13 protein-coding genes and 2 riboswitches are annotated in these 15,584 nt (G+C 44.6%); of the genes, 7 read left to right on the forward strand and 6 right to left on the reverse strand.

Going from position 1 to position 15,584, the window contains the following annotated elements:
* Positions 1-39: 39 nt before the first annotated feature.
* The 3 genes from ACI2IW_RS03975 to gcvT form a co-directional block, all read right to left on the reverse strand.
* Complete coding sequence (locus tag ACI2IW_RS03975; protein WP_298807257.1) at positions 40-798, reverse strand: nitroreductase family protein; 759 nt, start codon at positions 796-798, stop codon at positions 40-42.
* A 353-nt stretch (positions 799-1,151) separates the two neighbouring features.
* Positions 1,152-1,532 (reverse strand): glycine cleavage system protein GcvH, encoded by a 381-nt coding sequence (gene gcvH / locus ACI2IW_RS03980; RefSeq protein WP_404692717.1) that lies wholly within the window; start codon positions 1,530-1,532, stop codon positions 1,152-1,154.
* 117 nt (positions 1,533-1,649) lie between these two features.
* Positions 1,650-2,831 carry a glycine cleavage system aminomethyltransferase GcvT gene (gene gcvT / locus ACI2IW_RS03985; protein WP_404692718.1) on the reverse strand — a complete coding sequence of 394 codons (1,182 nt, stop codon included), beginning with the start codon at positions 2,829-2,831 and terminating at the stop codon, positions 1,650-1,652.
* A 168-nt stretch (positions 2,832-2,999) separates the two neighbouring features.
* Positions 3,000-3,148: riboswitch (glycine riboswitch) on the reverse strand.
* 68 nt (positions 3,149-3,216) lie between these two features.
* Positions 3,217-3,356: riboswitch (glycine riboswitch) on the reverse strand.
* A 249-nt stretch (positions 3,357-3,605) separates the two neighbouring features.
* On the opposite strand from gcvT, the gene ACI2IW_RS03990 reads away from it, so the two are divergent.
* The 5 genes from ACI2IW_RS03990 to ACI2IW_RS04010 all read left to right on the forward strand — a co-directional run bounded on the left by ACI2IW_RS03990 (position 3,606) and on the right by ACI2IW_RS04010 (position 8,844).
* Positions 3,606-3,926 carry a YcgL domain-containing protein gene (locus ACI2IW_RS03990; RefSeq protein ID WP_057760762.1) on the forward strand — a complete coding sequence of 107 codons (321 nt, stop codon included), beginning with the start codon at positions 3,606-3,608 and terminating at the stop codon, positions 3,924-3,926.
* Between the two features lie 261 nt (positions 3,927-4,187).
* Positions 4,188-4,784: a hypothetical protein gene (locus ACI2IW_RS03995; RefSeq protein ID WP_404692719.1), complete on the forward strand. Its 597-nt coding sequence runs from the start codon at positions 4,188-4,190 to the stop codon at positions 4,782-4,784.
* 299 nt (positions 4,785-5,083) lie between these two features.
* Positions 5,084-5,947: a MoxR family ATPase gene (locus ACI2IW_RS04000; RefSeq protein ID WP_057760758.1), complete on the forward strand. Its 864-nt coding sequence runs from the start codon at positions 5,084-5,086 to the stop codon at positions 5,945-5,947.
* Between the two features lie 153 nt (positions 5,948-6,100).
* Entirely contained in the window at positions 6,101-7,324 is a 1,224-nt protein-coding gene (locus tag ACI2IW_RS04005) for a VWA domain-containing protein (RefSeq protein WP_101205694.1), read from the forward strand.
* 302 nt (positions 7,325-7,626) lie between these two features.
* Positions 7,627-8,844, forward strand: coding sequence for a globin domain-containing protein (locus tag ACI2IW_RS04010; RefSeq protein ID WP_404692720.1), 1,218 nt, complete (start codon positions 7,627-7,629; stop codon positions 8,842-8,844).
* Between the two features lie 233 nt (positions 8,845-9,077).
* On the opposite strand, the gene ACI2IW_RS04015 is transcribed toward ACI2IW_RS04010, so the two are convergent.
* From ACI2IW_RS04015 to ACI2IW_RS04025, 3 genes are all read right to left on the reverse strand, one after another.
* Positions 9,078-9,890 carry a phosphodiester glycosidase family protein gene (locus ACI2IW_RS04015; protein ID WP_404692721.1) on the reverse strand — a complete coding sequence of 271 codons (813 nt, stop codon included), beginning with the start codon at positions 9,888-9,890 and terminating at the stop codon, positions 9,078-9,080.
* A gap of 105 nt (positions 9,891-9,995) precedes the next feature.
* Positions 9,996-11,810, reverse strand: a complete 1,815-nt coding sequence (locus ACI2IW_RS04020) for an FMN-binding glutamate synthase family protein (protein ID WP_404692722.1) — start codon at positions 11,808-11,810, stop codon at positions 9,996-9,998.
* Between the two features lie 163 nt (positions 11,811-11,973).
* Positions 11,974-12,798 (reverse strand): IclR family transcriptional regulator, encoded by an 825-nt coding sequence (locus tag ACI2IW_RS04025; protein WP_404692723.1) that lies wholly within the window; start codon positions 12,796-12,798, stop codon positions 11,974-11,976.
* Between the two features lie 176 nt (positions 12,799-12,974).
* On the opposite strand from ACI2IW_RS04025, the gene ACI2IW_RS04030 reads away from it, so the two are divergent.
* On the forward strand, positions 12,975-14,159 hold the full coding sequence (locus ACI2IW_RS04030) for an acyl-CoA dehydrogenase (protein ID WP_179799224.1): 1,185 nt from the start codon (positions 12,975-12,977) through the stop codon (positions 14,157-14,159).
* Between the two features lie 205 nt (positions 14,160-14,364).
* Entirely contained in the window at positions 14,365-15,573 is a 1,209-nt protein-coding gene (locus ACI2IW_RS04035; protein WP_404692985.1) for a CaiB/BaiF CoA transferase family protein, read from the forward strand.
* Positions 15,574-15,584: the final 11 nt, after the last annotated feature.

The raw sequence follows: 15,584 nt of genomic DNA on the forward strand, positions 1-15,584 counted from the left end.
ATATTGAACTGACTATAAAATCATAGTTTGAGTTGTGAGTTATACGTAATGCACAAACTGTTTTTGATCAAAGCGGAACTGAGTGTTGTAAACGCCATTGTCAGCACGTTCACCTGCGCCAATCATCATAATGATATGCTGATCGTCGCCTAGGCCTAGTAATCGCTTCATAGCAGGCTCATCGAAGCCGCCCATAGCACAGCTATCAAACCCATGAGCGCGTAATGCTAGCATGAGGTTTTCGGCGGCAAGTGCGGTGTTATTGGTTGCCCAGTTTTTGGTATCTTCAAATGTATAGTAAGGCGATTTAATTGGGCCTTTTACGCGTCTGACCACTTGCGTAGCACCCCATTTCGCAGCCGAAACCACGTTGGCTGGGCCGCGCAAGAAGTCCATCGTGACGACTTTGTTGTAGTAGTCTTTCACTTTCTTTGGCACTGGCTGATCAGGGTATTCGCGCAATACTTGCTTAGCGTGATCGTGCCAAACGTCAGTACGAGCAACGATGGCAATCAAACGGGCTGATGTTTTTGCTGCGTTTTGATTCATGCAGTTTTTGACAGCACGTTTGCGATTGTCAGCATCATCGATAACATAAAATTCCCATGGCTGTAGGTTGCTAGAGTTTGGCGCTAGCATGGCCAAACGCAGACAGTCTGCCAATACGTCATCAGGGATAGGTGTGTCAGTAAAACGGCGCACGGAACGGCGTGACTCTACGATATCGCGAAATGCTTGTAGCTGCGGCGTATGGCTTGGTGTGGCAATGGGGTCTTTATTATCGGTGTTGGCATTCATATTAGGATCCATGCTGAGAATTGGGTTATCAGTTTGCGTCGTTATTGATAGCACGTATTCATTGGGGTTCGAATAGGTGATCAATACGAGTCAATGAGATAACGCTTGGTAGCAATAACATTGGACGATAATGATTGTTGGAGATCTATATATAAAGCTGCTTTCAAATAATAAGCATGGTCAATGAGCCAATACTTTTCATGAAAAAGGTTGTTCAAACAGTTTAAATAGAGAGTATAGATACCAGCTGCTGCCAGTATCTATGATGTTTAGTCGGGGCTAGTACTTTGTACGAGCTAATGTCTTACAAATGCTAATGTCTTGTGAGAGCATGCTTAGCTTACGTGCTTAGCTTATAAGTCGCTTTCGTACTCGTCAGCAGTCATTAGTGCTTCGTAGTCAGCGATGTTGTCAGGCTTCATTCTGAAGAACCAACCTTCGCCATATGGGTCAGAGTTGATGATTTCAGGATCATCTTCTAGGCCTTCATTGATAGCAACCACTTCACCTGAGATCGGTGCATAAACGTCAGAAGCCGCTTTTACTGATTCAACAACTGAGATTTCGTCATCAACAGCGATGATATCGCCCACATCTGGTAGCTCAACGAATACCACATCACCCAATAGATCTTGAGCATGGTCAGTGATACCAACAGTGATCGTACCGTCGTCTTCTAGGCGTAGCCACTCGTGACTCGCAATATATTTTAGCTCTGCTGGGATGTTGCTCATGGTCTCTCTCCTAAGTGATAGAGGTTAATTAACAAAAATAATGGAGGCTAGGCGTGTCGTCATTTTTATACTCGCGTGCAAAATGACAACGCGCTCTAATGATAGAATTTATAAGACCTAAGAGTCAAACTGTTGCTTGCCGTTACGGACAAAAGGTAGCTTTAATACGCGTACATCGACGAACTTACCTTTGCCGCGTAGATCGACTTGTACACTGTCATCGTCTGATAAGCTGGCAGGCACACGAGCAATCGCGATTGAATTTTTTAGGCTAGGGGAGAATGTACCACTGGTGATAATGCCAGTTTGCTCGTTATCAGTGCCTTGATTGATAGTCACTGTCATGCCTTCACGCAATACGCCACGCGTGGTCAATAGCAGACCCACTTGTTTCATGGCAGTGTTGTCTTCTTTTGACTGCTTACGTTTGCTGACCAATGCTTCACGGCCGACAAAGGCGCGGTCGTCTTTTAGTGCTAGCGTCCAGCCCATGTTGCACTCGTAAGGACTGATGGTTTCGTCCATGTCATGACCATAAAGGTTCATGCCCGCTTCCATACGCAAGGTATCGCGTGCGCCAAGACCAGCAGGTTTGATGCCATTTGCTTTTAGCTGCTCAAAGAAAGCAGGGGCATTATCGGCATGCATAATGACTTCGACGCCATCTTCACCAGTATAGCCAGTACGAGCTACAAACCAATCAGTGCCTTCGATATCGGTCAAGTCAGCACCAACGAAAGGTTTTAGTGTTGCTAAAGTATCCGCCCAACTTGGTTTGGCCTGAGCCAGTTTTGCAATAGCGTTTGGACCTTGCACGGCGAGCATAGCAAGCTCAGGACGCTCGGTAATCGCAATATCGAAACCTTCAGCGACTTTATTAAACTGTGCCAAGTCTTTGTCACGAGTGGCCGCGTTAGAGACAATACGGTACTCAGTTTCTTCTGCGTTCATCAGGTAGACGATCAAATCATCGATGACGCCGCCTTGCTCATTGAGCATACCAGAGTACAGCGCTTTACCAGCGGTAGTGAGTTTGTTGACATCGTTTGCGAGCAGTTTTTGTAGCCATGCTTTAGTATCAGCGCCTTTGATGTCAGTCACAACCATATGTGAGACATCAAACATACCTGCATCTGTACGTACTGCTTCGTGCTCTTCGATTTGTGAACCGTAATGAATGGGCAGTTCCCAACCAGAAAAATCGACCAGTTTGCCCTCACTATCAATATGAGACTGGTAAAAAGGGGTGCGCTGAGGAGCTTGGTTGCTGTTAGAGTCTTGAGAATGGGTATCAGTCATAACAAATCCTTATGTGTACATCAGTCGTACTCGGCAGAGTAGGGAGTGATGCGCAACGTAAAAGTAGCGAGAAGCAATATTGCAAGGCGCAAATATCACATCAAAGGGTGACACAGAAAGCAAAGATGAAGACGTAAGCCAAACAAACGCTATACGTCAGTTTAAGCTAAAGCCCTATCTGTCCTGTGACCTGAGATTTTCAACACGAATCATCATTTTTGGGCAGTTGTATGAGCCCTATCGTTGATGATAGCGTATTTTCTCCCCTTCGGTGGGTAAGACGTCGTCCGTGCTTACCACTCTCCAGATTTGTTATGCCTTATGTTTGATAAAAAGTAGTGCGCTATTAGCGTCATATTACTAAACACTATCAAACAACAGTGACATGCGTTTTTCAGTCCTTTTACCTGAGCGATTGGCAGGGTGGATGCGCCTTCGGTGGTTATCTAGCAATTGCAATAGTTGTATAACCAATAGGGTTCAATACAAAAACGATGCTAATAAACTCTCTCCTGAAAAACGCTTTTATTATGAAAGGTTCAAAGCGCTTTTACAAGTCATCAAAGCCATTAAAATAAATAAATTTGGCAAAAATGATGTTTTAATAGGGTAGTCTGTTAAATAGGTTATGTTTTACAACGATATTTTTATCGCTCATATCAGCGTTTTATCTGTGTGTTTTGACAAAAATTACGATAGCAAAACGCAAAGCGACTACTGGTATTTGCCTGAAATATGCTAACCTACGCCCATAGTTTCTGATAGGTGGTTTTTATGCATTGCGATATTTATAAATTTCCCAAACATGACGACATGTATATCTACATTGCGCGTCCTGATTATCCTGATGATACTGATGAAATCAAAGACTGGCTTGGTGTATTACCAAAAGATTTCCGTGCAGGTTTAGGCCGTAGTAAGTTCGTCATGCATTTGGACTTGTCGACTAAAGATAAGCTTGCTCGTGTTGATAAAGAAGAAGTACTGGCAAAACTGCAGTCTCAAGGCTACTTTGTGCAGTTGCCGCCGCAAGATGTGATGCGCCGCCAAGCAGAGCTGCGCGCTCGTGAATCGCAGGACAGTATCTATAATTAATAGATTTGTCAGCGAGCAAGTGTGGTAGGACATATCAGTGCGCTAGCTTGAAAACAGTGTCGATAAAAACCTATGACACACTTGCTCACATGCATTTGAGTAGAAAGTCGTGATAAACTGACATCCTACGCAATGCATATACAAGCCTACATAATGCATAAGTTCATTATGTAGTTGGCCTCATTCTGGTTCTACAGAACGCACATATACCGCTAGACACAGATTGTGTCACCGGCGATAAACGCAGGTAAATAAAAACGCATGGACTGGTTAAAAAATATCTTACATAGCTTACCGCTAGAGTCTATCAGTGACATTCTCGGTGAGATTGCCATTTGGTGGGGCCAAATGGTAAAGGATGTCCCGCCCGCTGATTTGCCGATGTATGCTTATCTGGGCGGTGCTGTTTTGGTACTAGTGCTATGGATACTCGTTGCTCGTGTACTGCCAAAACCATTGGGCGGTATGAGTTGGATGGTTCTGTTTGCAGTATTATTAGCACCAGGTACTGCACTTGGCGATCCGAGCGAGCTTGCACCAGCCAGTATTAGCGTCGTATATGCTGTGATGATGAAAGATTACGCAGGCGCGGTTGCCAATATGTTGCCGATATTGGTGATACTGGTCGCAGGGTTGTTTGTTGGTTTTGTATGGCAGTTGATACGCAGCGCATTTGCATCTAGCTTGGACAAAGCCCGTAGCCGCAGCGCAGAAGATACGCAGGCCACATTGCAAATGACCACAGGCAGTTATTTGCCAGAAGGCGCTACCGTAACCGAACAGCCTGACACCAATGTAAACTTAAGAAAAGACAATGCATTGGCTAAGAAACCAGATAGCGATACGTCTGACAAGTGATAAAAATAGGCTAGGCGTTGGGACAAAATTACTGTCTTAAAAGTTATTTGATACCCGAATAAAAAGACACCGCTGCGTGTCTTTTTTTGTGCCAGATCGATTATTAGTCATATAAATAATAGCTCACTATGAACTGCACATAACAATTGTTAATGAATGCGAACGCATGAGTATTTTGGCAATGCATCAGGCTGTGCTAATCTAATTTATTCTTTACTAATTTATTCGTTATTATTTATTTATGTTTTAGACCTATCCATTTATAACAATTTATCTATAACAACAATCGAGATCTGATTATGACCACAGCTGACAATACTAAGCAAAACTTTACTGGTACCAGTAGTTATATTGCTACCGATGATTTGCAACTGGCAGTAAATGCCGCTATGACCTTACAAAAGCCATTGCTGATCAAAGGTGAGCCTGGCACAGGTAAGACATTGCTTGCCGAAGAAGTTGCTGAAAGTTTGGGCATGCCACTGATTACTTGGCACGTCAAATCGACGACTAAGGCTGAGCAAGGACTGTATGAGTATGATGCGGTATCACGCCTGCGGGATTCGCAATTAGGTGATGATAAGGTCTATGACATTGCCAACTATATCAAGCCGGGCAAGCTGTGGGACGCTTTTACCAGTACAGAGCGTAGCGTACTACTGATTGATGAGATTGATAAAGCCGATATCGAGTTCCCAAATGACTTGCTACATGAGCTTGATAAGATGTCTTTTTATGTTTATGAGACTGGCGAAACTATTACAGCGGCGCAGCGTCCAGTGGTTATTATTACTTCAAACAATGAAAAAGAGCTACCAGATGCATTTTTGCGTCGTTGTTTCTTCCACTATATTGACTTCCCAGAAGAAGAAACCATGCGCCAAATCATCGAAGTGCATTTTCCAGACATTCAGGAAAAACTGGTCAATGATGCATTGGATATCTTCTATAAACTGCGTGGTATTCAAGGTCTTAAAAAGCCGCCATCAACGTCTGAGTTGGTCGATTGGTTAACCTTGTTACTTGCTGATGATATGGCTCAAGACGAGCTAGAAGAAAATCTGCGCGGCGAAAAGTCTATCCCGCCGTTATATGGTGCATTGCTCAAAAACGAGGCAGATGTGAGTTTATTACAGCGTTTTGCCAATATGATGCGTCGTTAATGTTTGCAGCTTGCGTTGACTTTAATATCTTGTGTCCGATATCGAATGTTTATTGTAAAGATCAACGCAAGCGCTCAACCTGTAATTGTACCAATTAATGATATCAGCAATATCACCAGATAATAATATCAGCCAATAAGTGATACGACTCTTATGTTTATCAAACTATTCTATACCTTGCGTACTTATGGCGTGCCAGTCAGTACGCGCGAGCTGCTCGATCTCAATGCCGCATTAGATAAAGGGCTGATGATGCAGTCGCATCCTGAAGATCCAGCACTGACTACTTTTGCCAGCCGCGAAGATATGTATCGGCTGATTCGACTGTGCATGGTCAAAGACGAGCGCCATTTTGATAAGTTCGATCGGGCCATGGCGGATTATTTTGAAGGTGTTGATAGTCTCGACATGGATGAGCTATTAGCCAAGCTAACGGACGTGCCCAAAGAGTGGCTGGATCTGAAGCTCGATCCCAAAAATCTAACGGAAGAGCAAAGACGATTACTGAAAAAGTACGGCTCGCTTGAAGAGCTGATGAAGGCGTTAGAGGAACGGTTAAAAGAGCAAAAAGAGCGTCATCAAGGTGGTAGTAAATGGGTAGGTACGGGTGGCACTTCGCCATTTGGTGCCTATGGCGATCATCCAGAAGGCGTGCGTGTCGGCGGTGAGTCTCGCAAACGTAGCGCAGCAAAAGTCTGGGAGCAGCGTAAATATCGCAATCTCGATGACGACAATCAGCTGGGTACACGCCAAATTCAAATGGCGCTACGCAATCTGCGTCAGTTTGCGCGGACTGGCAGTGCTGATGAGCTTGATATTCATGAGACGATTAAGCGCACAGCAAAAAAGGGTGTGCTCGATATACATATGCAAGCGGAGCGCCGTAACCGTGTCAAAGTGTTGATGCTGTTTGATGTGGGCGGCAGTATGGATATCCATGTCGAAGCGCTCGAAAAACTGTTTTCTGCGGCAAAAAATGAATTTAAAACCTTAGAGTTCTTTTATTTTCATAACTGCTTGTATGACTATGTGTGGAAGGACAACAATCGTCGCCATAGTGCACCGATGCCAACGTTTGAGCTACTCAATAAATATGGCCGAGAGTATCGTGTTATCTTCGTCGGTGATGCATCGATGTCACCTTATGAGCTGATGACGGTAGGCGGCAGCGTAGAGTATATGAATAATGAAGCGGGCATCGTATGGTTGAAGCGCGTACTGGAGCATTTTGATAAAGTCACTTGGCTCAATCCTGAGAACCCGTCGTATTGGCAATATACGCAGACCATCGTTGAGATTAAAAAGCTGTTCGAAAATAAGATGTATCCGATGACGCTACACGGTGTTGAAGAAATGACTCAATATATGGCGCGGTAATTTTGATATTCAGCCCAATTGATAAAACTTGTTAACGCAGCTTAAATCCTCGTAAAAACAGCCGTTATGACAACATAGCGGCTGTTTTTTTGTCGATGCCAATGAACTCAATATTGATTGTATATTGGTATGCCTAGTAAAGTGTGTTAACATCCATTTTAAATGAATGTTATAAATATTCTGAATTAATTTGCTAAAAATTTTGATGACACTGTAAAAAGGTCTGCTCATTATTGCCAGTTTAGACGGATTATTTTTAACATCTCAGTTTATCAATGTAGTTAATGACTAAGAGAAACAATATGGCCTCACCAAAAACGTTAGAAATCGTCACCGCAACTGTTCCTGTACTCGAAGAGCATGGCGTTGCGATTACCACTGTGTTTTACAAAAATATGTTTAATGAGCATCCTGAGCTGTTAGATATTTTTAATGAGACCAATCAAAAATTGGGAAGACAGCAGACGGCACTAGCAATGACGGTATTGGCTGCTGCCAAGCACTTGGACAAGTTGGCTATGCTATTGCCACAAGTGACCCAGATTAGCCATAAGCATAGAGCCTTACAGATATTGCCTGAGCATTATCCGATCGTCGGTAAGCATCTGATTGGGGCAATAAAAGAAGTATTAGGTGAAGCGGCTACCGATGACATTATTGACGCTTGGACAGAGGCTTATGATGAAATTGCCTCAGTGTTTATCCAGATTGAACATGGTATGTATGAAGAAGCAATGTGGCAGAGGTTTGCGCCGTTTAAGGTAATTAAAAAGGAAGCGGTCGCTACAGATATCGCAGCCTTTACCGTGGTACCAGTTAATCAGAGTGAGAACAATGCAGACAATGACTCAGTAAACAGTCAAAATATTGACCTGAGTAAATTGACCTTAACCGCTGGTCAATACATCACAGTGAAAACAGACCCAAAAGATAGCAAACATATAGCCTTACGTCATTATTCTTTATACTCTGCTAGTACCGATGCAGGGATTCAATTTGCGGTTCGACGTGATAACCGTAATGAGCATCATGGGTTGGTTTCTAACTATATGCATGACCAACTAGAAGTAGGTGATACGGTTCTATTATCAGCGCCAGCTGGTGACTTTGCGCTCAATCAAGATTTGGTACAGCAAAATGATATTCCGCTAGTATTGATGAGTGCAGGAGTCGGGGTTACGCCTGTACTGTCTATGCTAGAGGCGCAAGTATTAGCCAATCCTAAACGACCTATTATCTGGGTTTATGCATGTCAAAATGTCGCTCATCATGCTTTTTCTGATCAGGTAGAGGCATTACTTGCTAAGGCTGAAAAAGTAGAAAAACATATCTTTTACTTTGAGTCTGGGCAGATATTAGATGAGACATGGCTTGCTACCTTGCCTAAACCTGCCGATACCTATGTGTGCGGCTCGATGCCATTTATGGAGAGCATGATTGACGGGTTAGTAGCCTTAGATCATGGTACCGATAGCGTTCATTACGAACCGTTTGGCCCTAAGATGAGTTTGGGTGGTTAAGTTTTTAACATATAGTCGGTGAACTACTAAACCGCTACGGCGTTATCCTCCTTAGATGTACTGTTTGTACAATCTGCAGTAGGCTGCCTTGTACCCATTTTAGAGTTCTTTGACTATAATATTCAAAATAAATGTTTATAAAAAAGCACTTAGCATGAAATAATTACGCTAAGTGCTTTTTTATGCAAAATACTATGAGAAGAAAGAGATTAACCTAAAAATATAAAGACATATTACTCTTTATTTTCAACCAATCCAATCATCACGCCCATCTCTTTTTTATCCTGCTTATCGATACTAGGCGCATACAATGCTGAGGCAATACCACCGTCTAAAAACAGCGCGTTTGAACAACCCAGTTCATTCTTAAATAGCTCTGCAAACTGATAAAAAGTCACAGGCTCATCGCTATTAACGAGCTGTATACTGCCGTCACGGCAAACGCCTGCACCATTACGCAGTTTGATTGAGCTGCTATTGGGATTGAACTGTGGGTGTATCTCGTTATTGATGACCAGCATAGGACCCGATTGCGTCGCATACCAAGGCTGTACATCACCATTGTTTAGCTGCACATTTAACGCATTACTTTCGGTGATTTGCACTGTGCCAGCTTTGTCCCACCACATAACCCCATTAGGTAATAGATGAAAATTACCGCCACCTTCTCTTACATTTAGCGATTTGAGTTCTTTGCCTTCGATGACGGTATATCCAATCGGCGCATAGTTTTCGTTATACATGCCTGCATTCATCGCAAAGTTGAGACTCTCATGGTTCGGTAATGTGGCCAATAACGTATCAAAGGTTAGCAGAGGCTTATTGTTATCAGAGGATTGCCAAAACAGTTGTAATGAATACCGCTCGCTCGCTAACGCGGTAGCATCCACTCGGCAAACGCTATAAGTAAAAGGTGTGTCTTCAGTCTGGCACGACCAACTATCGGTATCGCTATTAGCTGCATTGGTATTTGTCTGCTGGCAGGCGCTCAGGCCTAGCGCGAGCACTATCGTTGATAGGGATAAGGTAAAAATAGAACTTGGCATCAATCACGCGTCTTTTAATGTACAAATTATTTAAGTTTGGCTGCTATCTACTGCTTAATTACACTTTCATTACTATTTTTTAAGTACAACAATTCAGGCGCTTATTCAATCGCTAGTAGGCGGGAAGTCGCGGATTGTGTTATTCACATTACCAATTAATCGTCCACCATCGGTGAGATTGGTTAAATGCTCAGAACTATACCCAGCGCTGTGTTCTGTTGGCGCGCCAGTTTCTTTACCCTTATCGCGCGAGTCTTTGTTATAAGCAATGAGTGCATCGTTGTTGGCTAAAAAGCTATCAGGGTTTGCCATGACCCACATCTGGTTAAATACATCGGCACGGGCACTATGATCGAGCAATGCGCCTTTATCAGCAAAATAGAAGAATTTGGATAACAGCTTAATCTGCCCATCGTCTAAGCGGCGTGCGATATGATACGGCTGTAATTGGCTAGGATGCTGTAAACCGACCGCGCCTACGATGCTGGCAAGCGATTTTAGCGTGTTTTTATGGAAACTTGCAACACGCTCAGCCTTACTAGGGACGTCGAGCGCCTTTTGACGATATGGATCTTGGGTTGCCACACCCGTCGGGCAAGTGTTGGTATGACAAGAGCGCGACTGAATGCAGCCGACTGCAAACATAAAGCCACGTGCTGAGTTGCACCAATCGGCACCTAGCGCAATCATGCGAGCGATATCAAAGCCTGATACGATTTTTCCACTAACACCAAGCTTAATTTTGTCACGAATGCCTGCACCAACTAAGGTATTATGTACCAGCAAAAACCCTTCTACCATTGGCATGCCGACATTGTCCATAAACTCGACGGGCGCTGCACCTGTGCCGCCTTCTGCACCATCGATAACGATAAAATCAGGATAGTTATCCGTCTCTATCATCGCTTTAACAATCGCCATAAACTGCCATGGCTGACCAATACATAGCTTAAAGCCAACTGGCTTGCCGCCTGATAAATCACGTAGCTGCTGCCAAAAGGCAACCAGCTCGCGTGGTGTGCTAAATGCGGTATGCGAAGAGGGCGAGATACAGTCTTGACCCGTCGGCACTTGACGAGTATCTGCAATCTCTTGCGTGATTTTACTAGAGGGTAGGACGCCACCTTTACCAGGCTTGGCACCTTGTGAAAGCTTGATTTCAATCATCTTAACTTGGGGATCGACGGCTTTTTCAGCAAAAGACTGTGGATCAAAGTTACCGTCATTATCACGGCAACCAAAATAACCCGTACCCAACTCCCAAATCAAGTCACCACCGAACTTGCGATGATAAGGGCTGATAGCGCCTTCGCCCGTGTCATGGGTAAAGCCACCGAGTTTCGCGCCTTGATTGAGTGCCATGATGGCGTTGGCTGACAGACTGCCAAAACTCATCGCAGAGATATTAAATACCGACATATCATGCGGCTGCTGACAACGCTCACCGCCGACCATGATGCGAAAGTCTTTGTTTTCTAGTGGTGCACTGATGGTGGATTGCAAAAACCACTCTTTACCATGGGTATATAAATTATCTAGCGTACCAAAGGCATTGGTGTCACTGACGTTCTTAGCACGTTGATAGACTAGCGCACGCTGCTGGCGTGAAAACGGCACTTGTTCTTTATCGTCCTCAAGCAAATACTGGCGAATCTCAGGGCGAAAATCCTCTAATACATAGCGAATATGTCCAGCGACAGGGTAGTTGCTCAATATCGCGTGCTTGGACTGAATCAAGTCATAGATACCAAGTGCCACAGCCAAACCACCGATAACAATCAGCCACCAACTTACCAACAATAAACCCGCTAACAGAATTAAAATCGCCGCGCCAAACGTGCTATAGCGAAGTAATAATCCGATAAAATACGGCGAGCTGGTTTTTGGTTCAGGGTTCAGATTGGTACGAGATTCAGGCATAGCGAGGCTCAATAGTAATGATTGATATAGATAAGATGCTTACATTTGTCGCGTACATCATACACGCATGACGTCATTACGTCGGTATCAATGGGTAACAGGGTTGCAAACGGTATCTTAATTAATCCAGCCTAGACCTTGATTTTATTCGTTTTGAAGTGCTTTATGTACTACCAATCCGCTCCGCCAACGCCTGCAATTTTGGCACTATCATCGCAGCATACTCATCCGCTTCCCAGTTGGCACTTGGCACACTGGCATTGAGCGAATAGGCATATTGTCCAGTGGCGACATCAAACACGCCAATGGCTACCGCCAATATGTCGGTAGAAAATTCCCCATCAGACACCGTATAGCCATATTTTTCATAATGCTCTGCCGCGCTGGCTAGGGCAGTTTGTGCATGTGTGTAATCTTCAGTAGATAAATTTTCTTGGAGATTATTAATGATGACCGCCTGTCTCGCTTGCGTACTTGCCGCATAGAAGGCACGCCCGATAGCAGTACGTGCGACGGGTACCGCTGAGCCAATTTGTAAATTGACCGATAGGCGAGCAGGGCTACGGCAGCAAGCGTGATAGCGCATTTCTCCTTCGACTTCGGTAGCCAAATTTACTGATACTTCATTCTCACTAGCGAACTGTCGCAGTAAAGGCTCAGCCGCTGCAACCATATCGTGGCGACTCCATGCGGTCGCACTTAGGCGTACAGCGCTACTACCCAATTGATACTGTCCGTGCTCAGTGACACGTAAAAAACTAAGCGTGGTTAAAGTATGGATAAGGCGAGTAATGGTTGCTTTCGGTAGTTCGGTCATCTGACACAGCTGCTGATGGGTGAGCCGCTCATGGTGCTCAAAAGCCGCCAGTATGATCAGTCCCCGTCCCAATGCCGTCACAAACTGTCGGTCATTCTCTTCCTTATTTTGACTCATTGTTGCATGCATGCGTTCGAGTAGTGGAGTAGCTGTTGATAAGGGTTTTGTCATTTTATACTCATCTTTTTTTGATAAAGGTTTACAGCGCAGCGAAAGTTTGCTTAAATGGTTTTAAATTATGAAACTAAGTTTCGCACAGCGGAATAATGAAGTCAATGACTTGTTAGACCAAATGATGTATCAATCACTATTCGTCAGTCAGGATGACTGATACCAAGGAGATCCACATGGCAACATCTACTAGCCCACGCTTTGATTGGGAAGATCCTTTCTTATTACGTGACCAGCTCACTGAAGAAGAACGTATGGTCACCGACAGCGCCCGTCAGTTTTTTCAAAAAGAGCTGATGCCTGGCATTATCGAGGCCAATCGCAATGAAAATTTCGATCGTAATATCATGCGTCAAATGGGTGAAATGGGCCTGCTTGGTGTCACAATTGAAGGCTATGGCTGTGCAGGTCTGTCAAGTGTCGCCTATGGTCTGATTGCCAAGGAAGTGGAAGCAGTAGACTCGGGCTACCGTTCAGCGATGAGCGTACAGTCAAGCCTAGTGATGCATCCTATTTGGGCGTATGGCACAGAAGAGCAAAGAGAGCGTTATTTGCCTAAGCTTGCTACAGGTGAGTACGTCGGCTGCTTCGGTCTGACTGAGCCAGATTCAGGATCTGATCCTTCATCGATGTCTACTCGTGCGCGCGCTGTGGATGGTGGTTATGAGCTGACTGGTAATAAAATGTGGATCACCAACAGTCCTATCGCTGACGTGTTTGTCGTGTGGGCAAAAGATGATGCTGGAGAGATTCGTGGTTTTGTTTTAGACAAAGGCATGAAAGGATTATCTGCGCCGAAAATCGAAGGTAAGTTCTCATTACGTGCATCAGTCACGGGTGAGATTGTCATGGACAAAGTATTCGTTCCTGAAGCCAATGCTTTCCCAGATATCCGTGGTCTAAAAGGACCATTTGGCTGCTTAAATAAAGCTCGTTATGGTATCGCTTGGGGCTCGATGGGTGCGGCTGAATTCTGCTGGAAAGCCGCCCGTCAGTACACGCTCGATCGTAAGCAATTTGGTCGTCCGCTAGCTGCAACGCAGCTGGTACAGTTAAAGCTTGCCAATATGCAGACAGAAATCACCTTAGGTCTACAAGCAGCGCTACGTGTCGGTCGTTTGATGGATGAAGACAATGCAGCACCTGAAATGATTTCACTTATTAAGCGTAATAACTGCGGCAAGGCACTCGATATCGCTCGCATCGCTCGTGATATGCATGGCGGTAACGGTATCTCTGATGAGTTCCATATCATCCGCCACGTGATGAACTTGGAAGCCGTCAACACTTACGAGGGTACACATGATATTCATGCGCTTATCCTAGGCCGTGCACAGACAGGCATTCAAGCGTTCTTTTAAGCATTTTTAGCTACAAGTGTTTGGCACAACTGTATTTTATGACGTACGTTACTGCTTGGCTTTTTATCAAGAGAGCATTAACAGTAGCGTACGTTCTTCAGTTGTTCTTCATGATTTAGCTATTTAACAGCTAAATCATGAAGAACAATTTTATGATTAAAAAGTCAAAAAATACGCGACAGAGTAAGGGAATCTCATGACAGATATGATTGATATGGCTAATATGCCAAAAGGCGCATTGCATGGTATCAAGGTGCTCGATTTATCGAGAGTGCTGGCTGGCCCTTCCTGTACACAAATACTTGCTGATCTTGGTGCCGAAGTCATCAAGGTTGAGCGTCCTCATATCGGTGATGAAACGCGTCATTGGGCACCGCCAACATTCAGCGATGACACCTCCGCTTATTACGCTACCATTAACCGCAATAAAAAATCGCTGACGGTTGATATCACTACGCCAACAGGGCAGACAATCATTAAGCAGCTAATCGCTGAGAGTGATATTTTGGTTGAGAACTTCAAAGTCGGTGGTCTGAAAAAATACGGTTTAGATTATGACAGTCTAAAGCAAGACAATCCGCGGCTGATCTATGCGTCATTGACGGGGTTTGGGCAGACAGGACCAGATGCCAAGCGCCCCGGTTACGATTATATTATCCAAGGATTGTCAGGGCTGATGAGTATCACGGGTCCTAGTGATGGCGAACCACACAAGGTTGGTGTGGCAGTCGTTGATTTATTTGCTGGGCTACAGTTGACAATTGGGATTCAAGCGGCGCTACTGGCGCGTCAACATACTGGACTTGGTCAACACGTCGATGTGGCGTTGCTCGATAGCGCACTTGCTATGCTTGCCAATGTCGGTATGAACCATTTAGCATCAGATAAAGTACCACCGAGACTGGGTAATCAGCATCCTAACATTGTGCCGTATCAAGTATTTGCTGGTGAGGGCGAGCAGCACTTTATTTTAGCCTGTGGCAATGACAATCAGTTTGCCAAATTGTGTGAGGTGCTCGCAGTTGATTGGCATACCGATGAGCGCTTTGCGACCAATCCACAACGTGTTGCCAATCGCGAACTGCTGTGCGGTGAGCTGACTAAGCATTTTGCCAAGCAACCACGTACTTACTGGTTAGAGGTTTTAGATCAAGCAGGCATTCCATGCGGCGCGATTCATAACGTGGCTGAAGCCTTGGCCATGCCGCAAGCGCAAGCACGGGAGATGATTGTTAATTTCACCGAGCAAGGCAGTCCAGTACGCGCACTTGGTAACCCTATCAAGTTATCTGCATCACCAGTCAGCTATCGTACGCCGCCACCGCAGTTAAATGAGCATACTGACAGTACGCTTGCTGAATTGGGCTATGACAGTGAAATGATCGCAAAGCTAAAAGCTGATGGGATCGTTTAGTAGAACTTTTT

Origin of the sequence: Psychrobacter sp. NPDC078501 (assembly GCF_044900935.1) — a bacterium.
Classification (GTDB): Bacteria; Pseudomonadota; Gammaproteobacteria; order Pseudomonadales; family Moraxellaceae; genus Psychrobacter.

Bases quoted from the DNA above. Each gene is read 5' to 3' on its own strand.
- ACI2IW_RS03975 (WP_298807257.1), bottom strand. From the start codon at position 798: ATGAATGCCAACACCGATAATAAAGACCCCATTGCCACACCAAGCCAT.
- gcvH (WP_404692717.1), bottom strand. From the start codon at position 1,532: ATGAGCAACATCCCAGCAGAGCTAAAATATATTGCGAGTCACGAGTGG.
- gcvT (WP_404692718.1), bottom strand. From the start codon at position 2,831: ATGACTGATACCCATTCTCAAGACTCTAACAGCAACCAAGCTCCTCAG.
- ACI2IW_RS03990 (WP_057760762.1), top strand. From the start codon at position 3,606: ATGCATTGCGATATTTATAAATTTCCCAAACATGACGACATGTATATC.
- ACI2IW_RS03995 (WP_404692719.1), top strand. From the start codon at position 4,188: ATGGACTGGTTAAAAAATATCTTACATAGCTTACCGCTAGAGTCTATC.
- ACI2IW_RS04000 (WP_057760758.1), top strand. From the start codon at position 5,084: ATGACCACAGCTGACAATACTAAGCAAAACTTTACTGGTACCAGTAGT.
- ACI2IW_RS04005 (WP_101205694.1), top strand. From the start codon at position 6,101: ATGTTTATCAAACTATTCTATACCTTGCGTACTTATGGCGTGCCAGTC.
- ACI2IW_RS04010 (WP_404692720.1), top strand. From the start codon at position 7,627: ATGGCCTCACCAAAAACGTTAGAAATCGTCACCGCAACTGTTCCTGTA.
- ACI2IW_RS04015 (WP_404692721.1), bottom strand. From the start codon at position 9,890: ATGCCAAGTTCTATTTTTACCTTATCCCTATCAACGATAGTGCTCGCG.
- ACI2IW_RS04020 (WP_404692722.1), bottom strand. From the start codon at position 11,810: ATGCCTGAATCTCGTACCAATCTGAACCCTGAACCAAAAACCAGCTCG.
- ACI2IW_RS04025 (WP_404692723.1), bottom strand. From the start codon at position 12,798: ATGACAAAACCCTTATCAACAGCTACTCCACTACTCGAACGCATGCAT.
- ACI2IW_RS04030 (WP_179799224.1), top strand. From the start codon at position 12,975: ATGGCAACATCTACTAGCCCACGCTTTGATTGGGAAGATCCTTTCTTA.
- ACI2IW_RS04035 (WP_404692985.1), top strand. From the start codon at position 14,365: ATGATTGATATGGCTAATATGCCAAAAGGCGCATTGCATGGTATCAAG.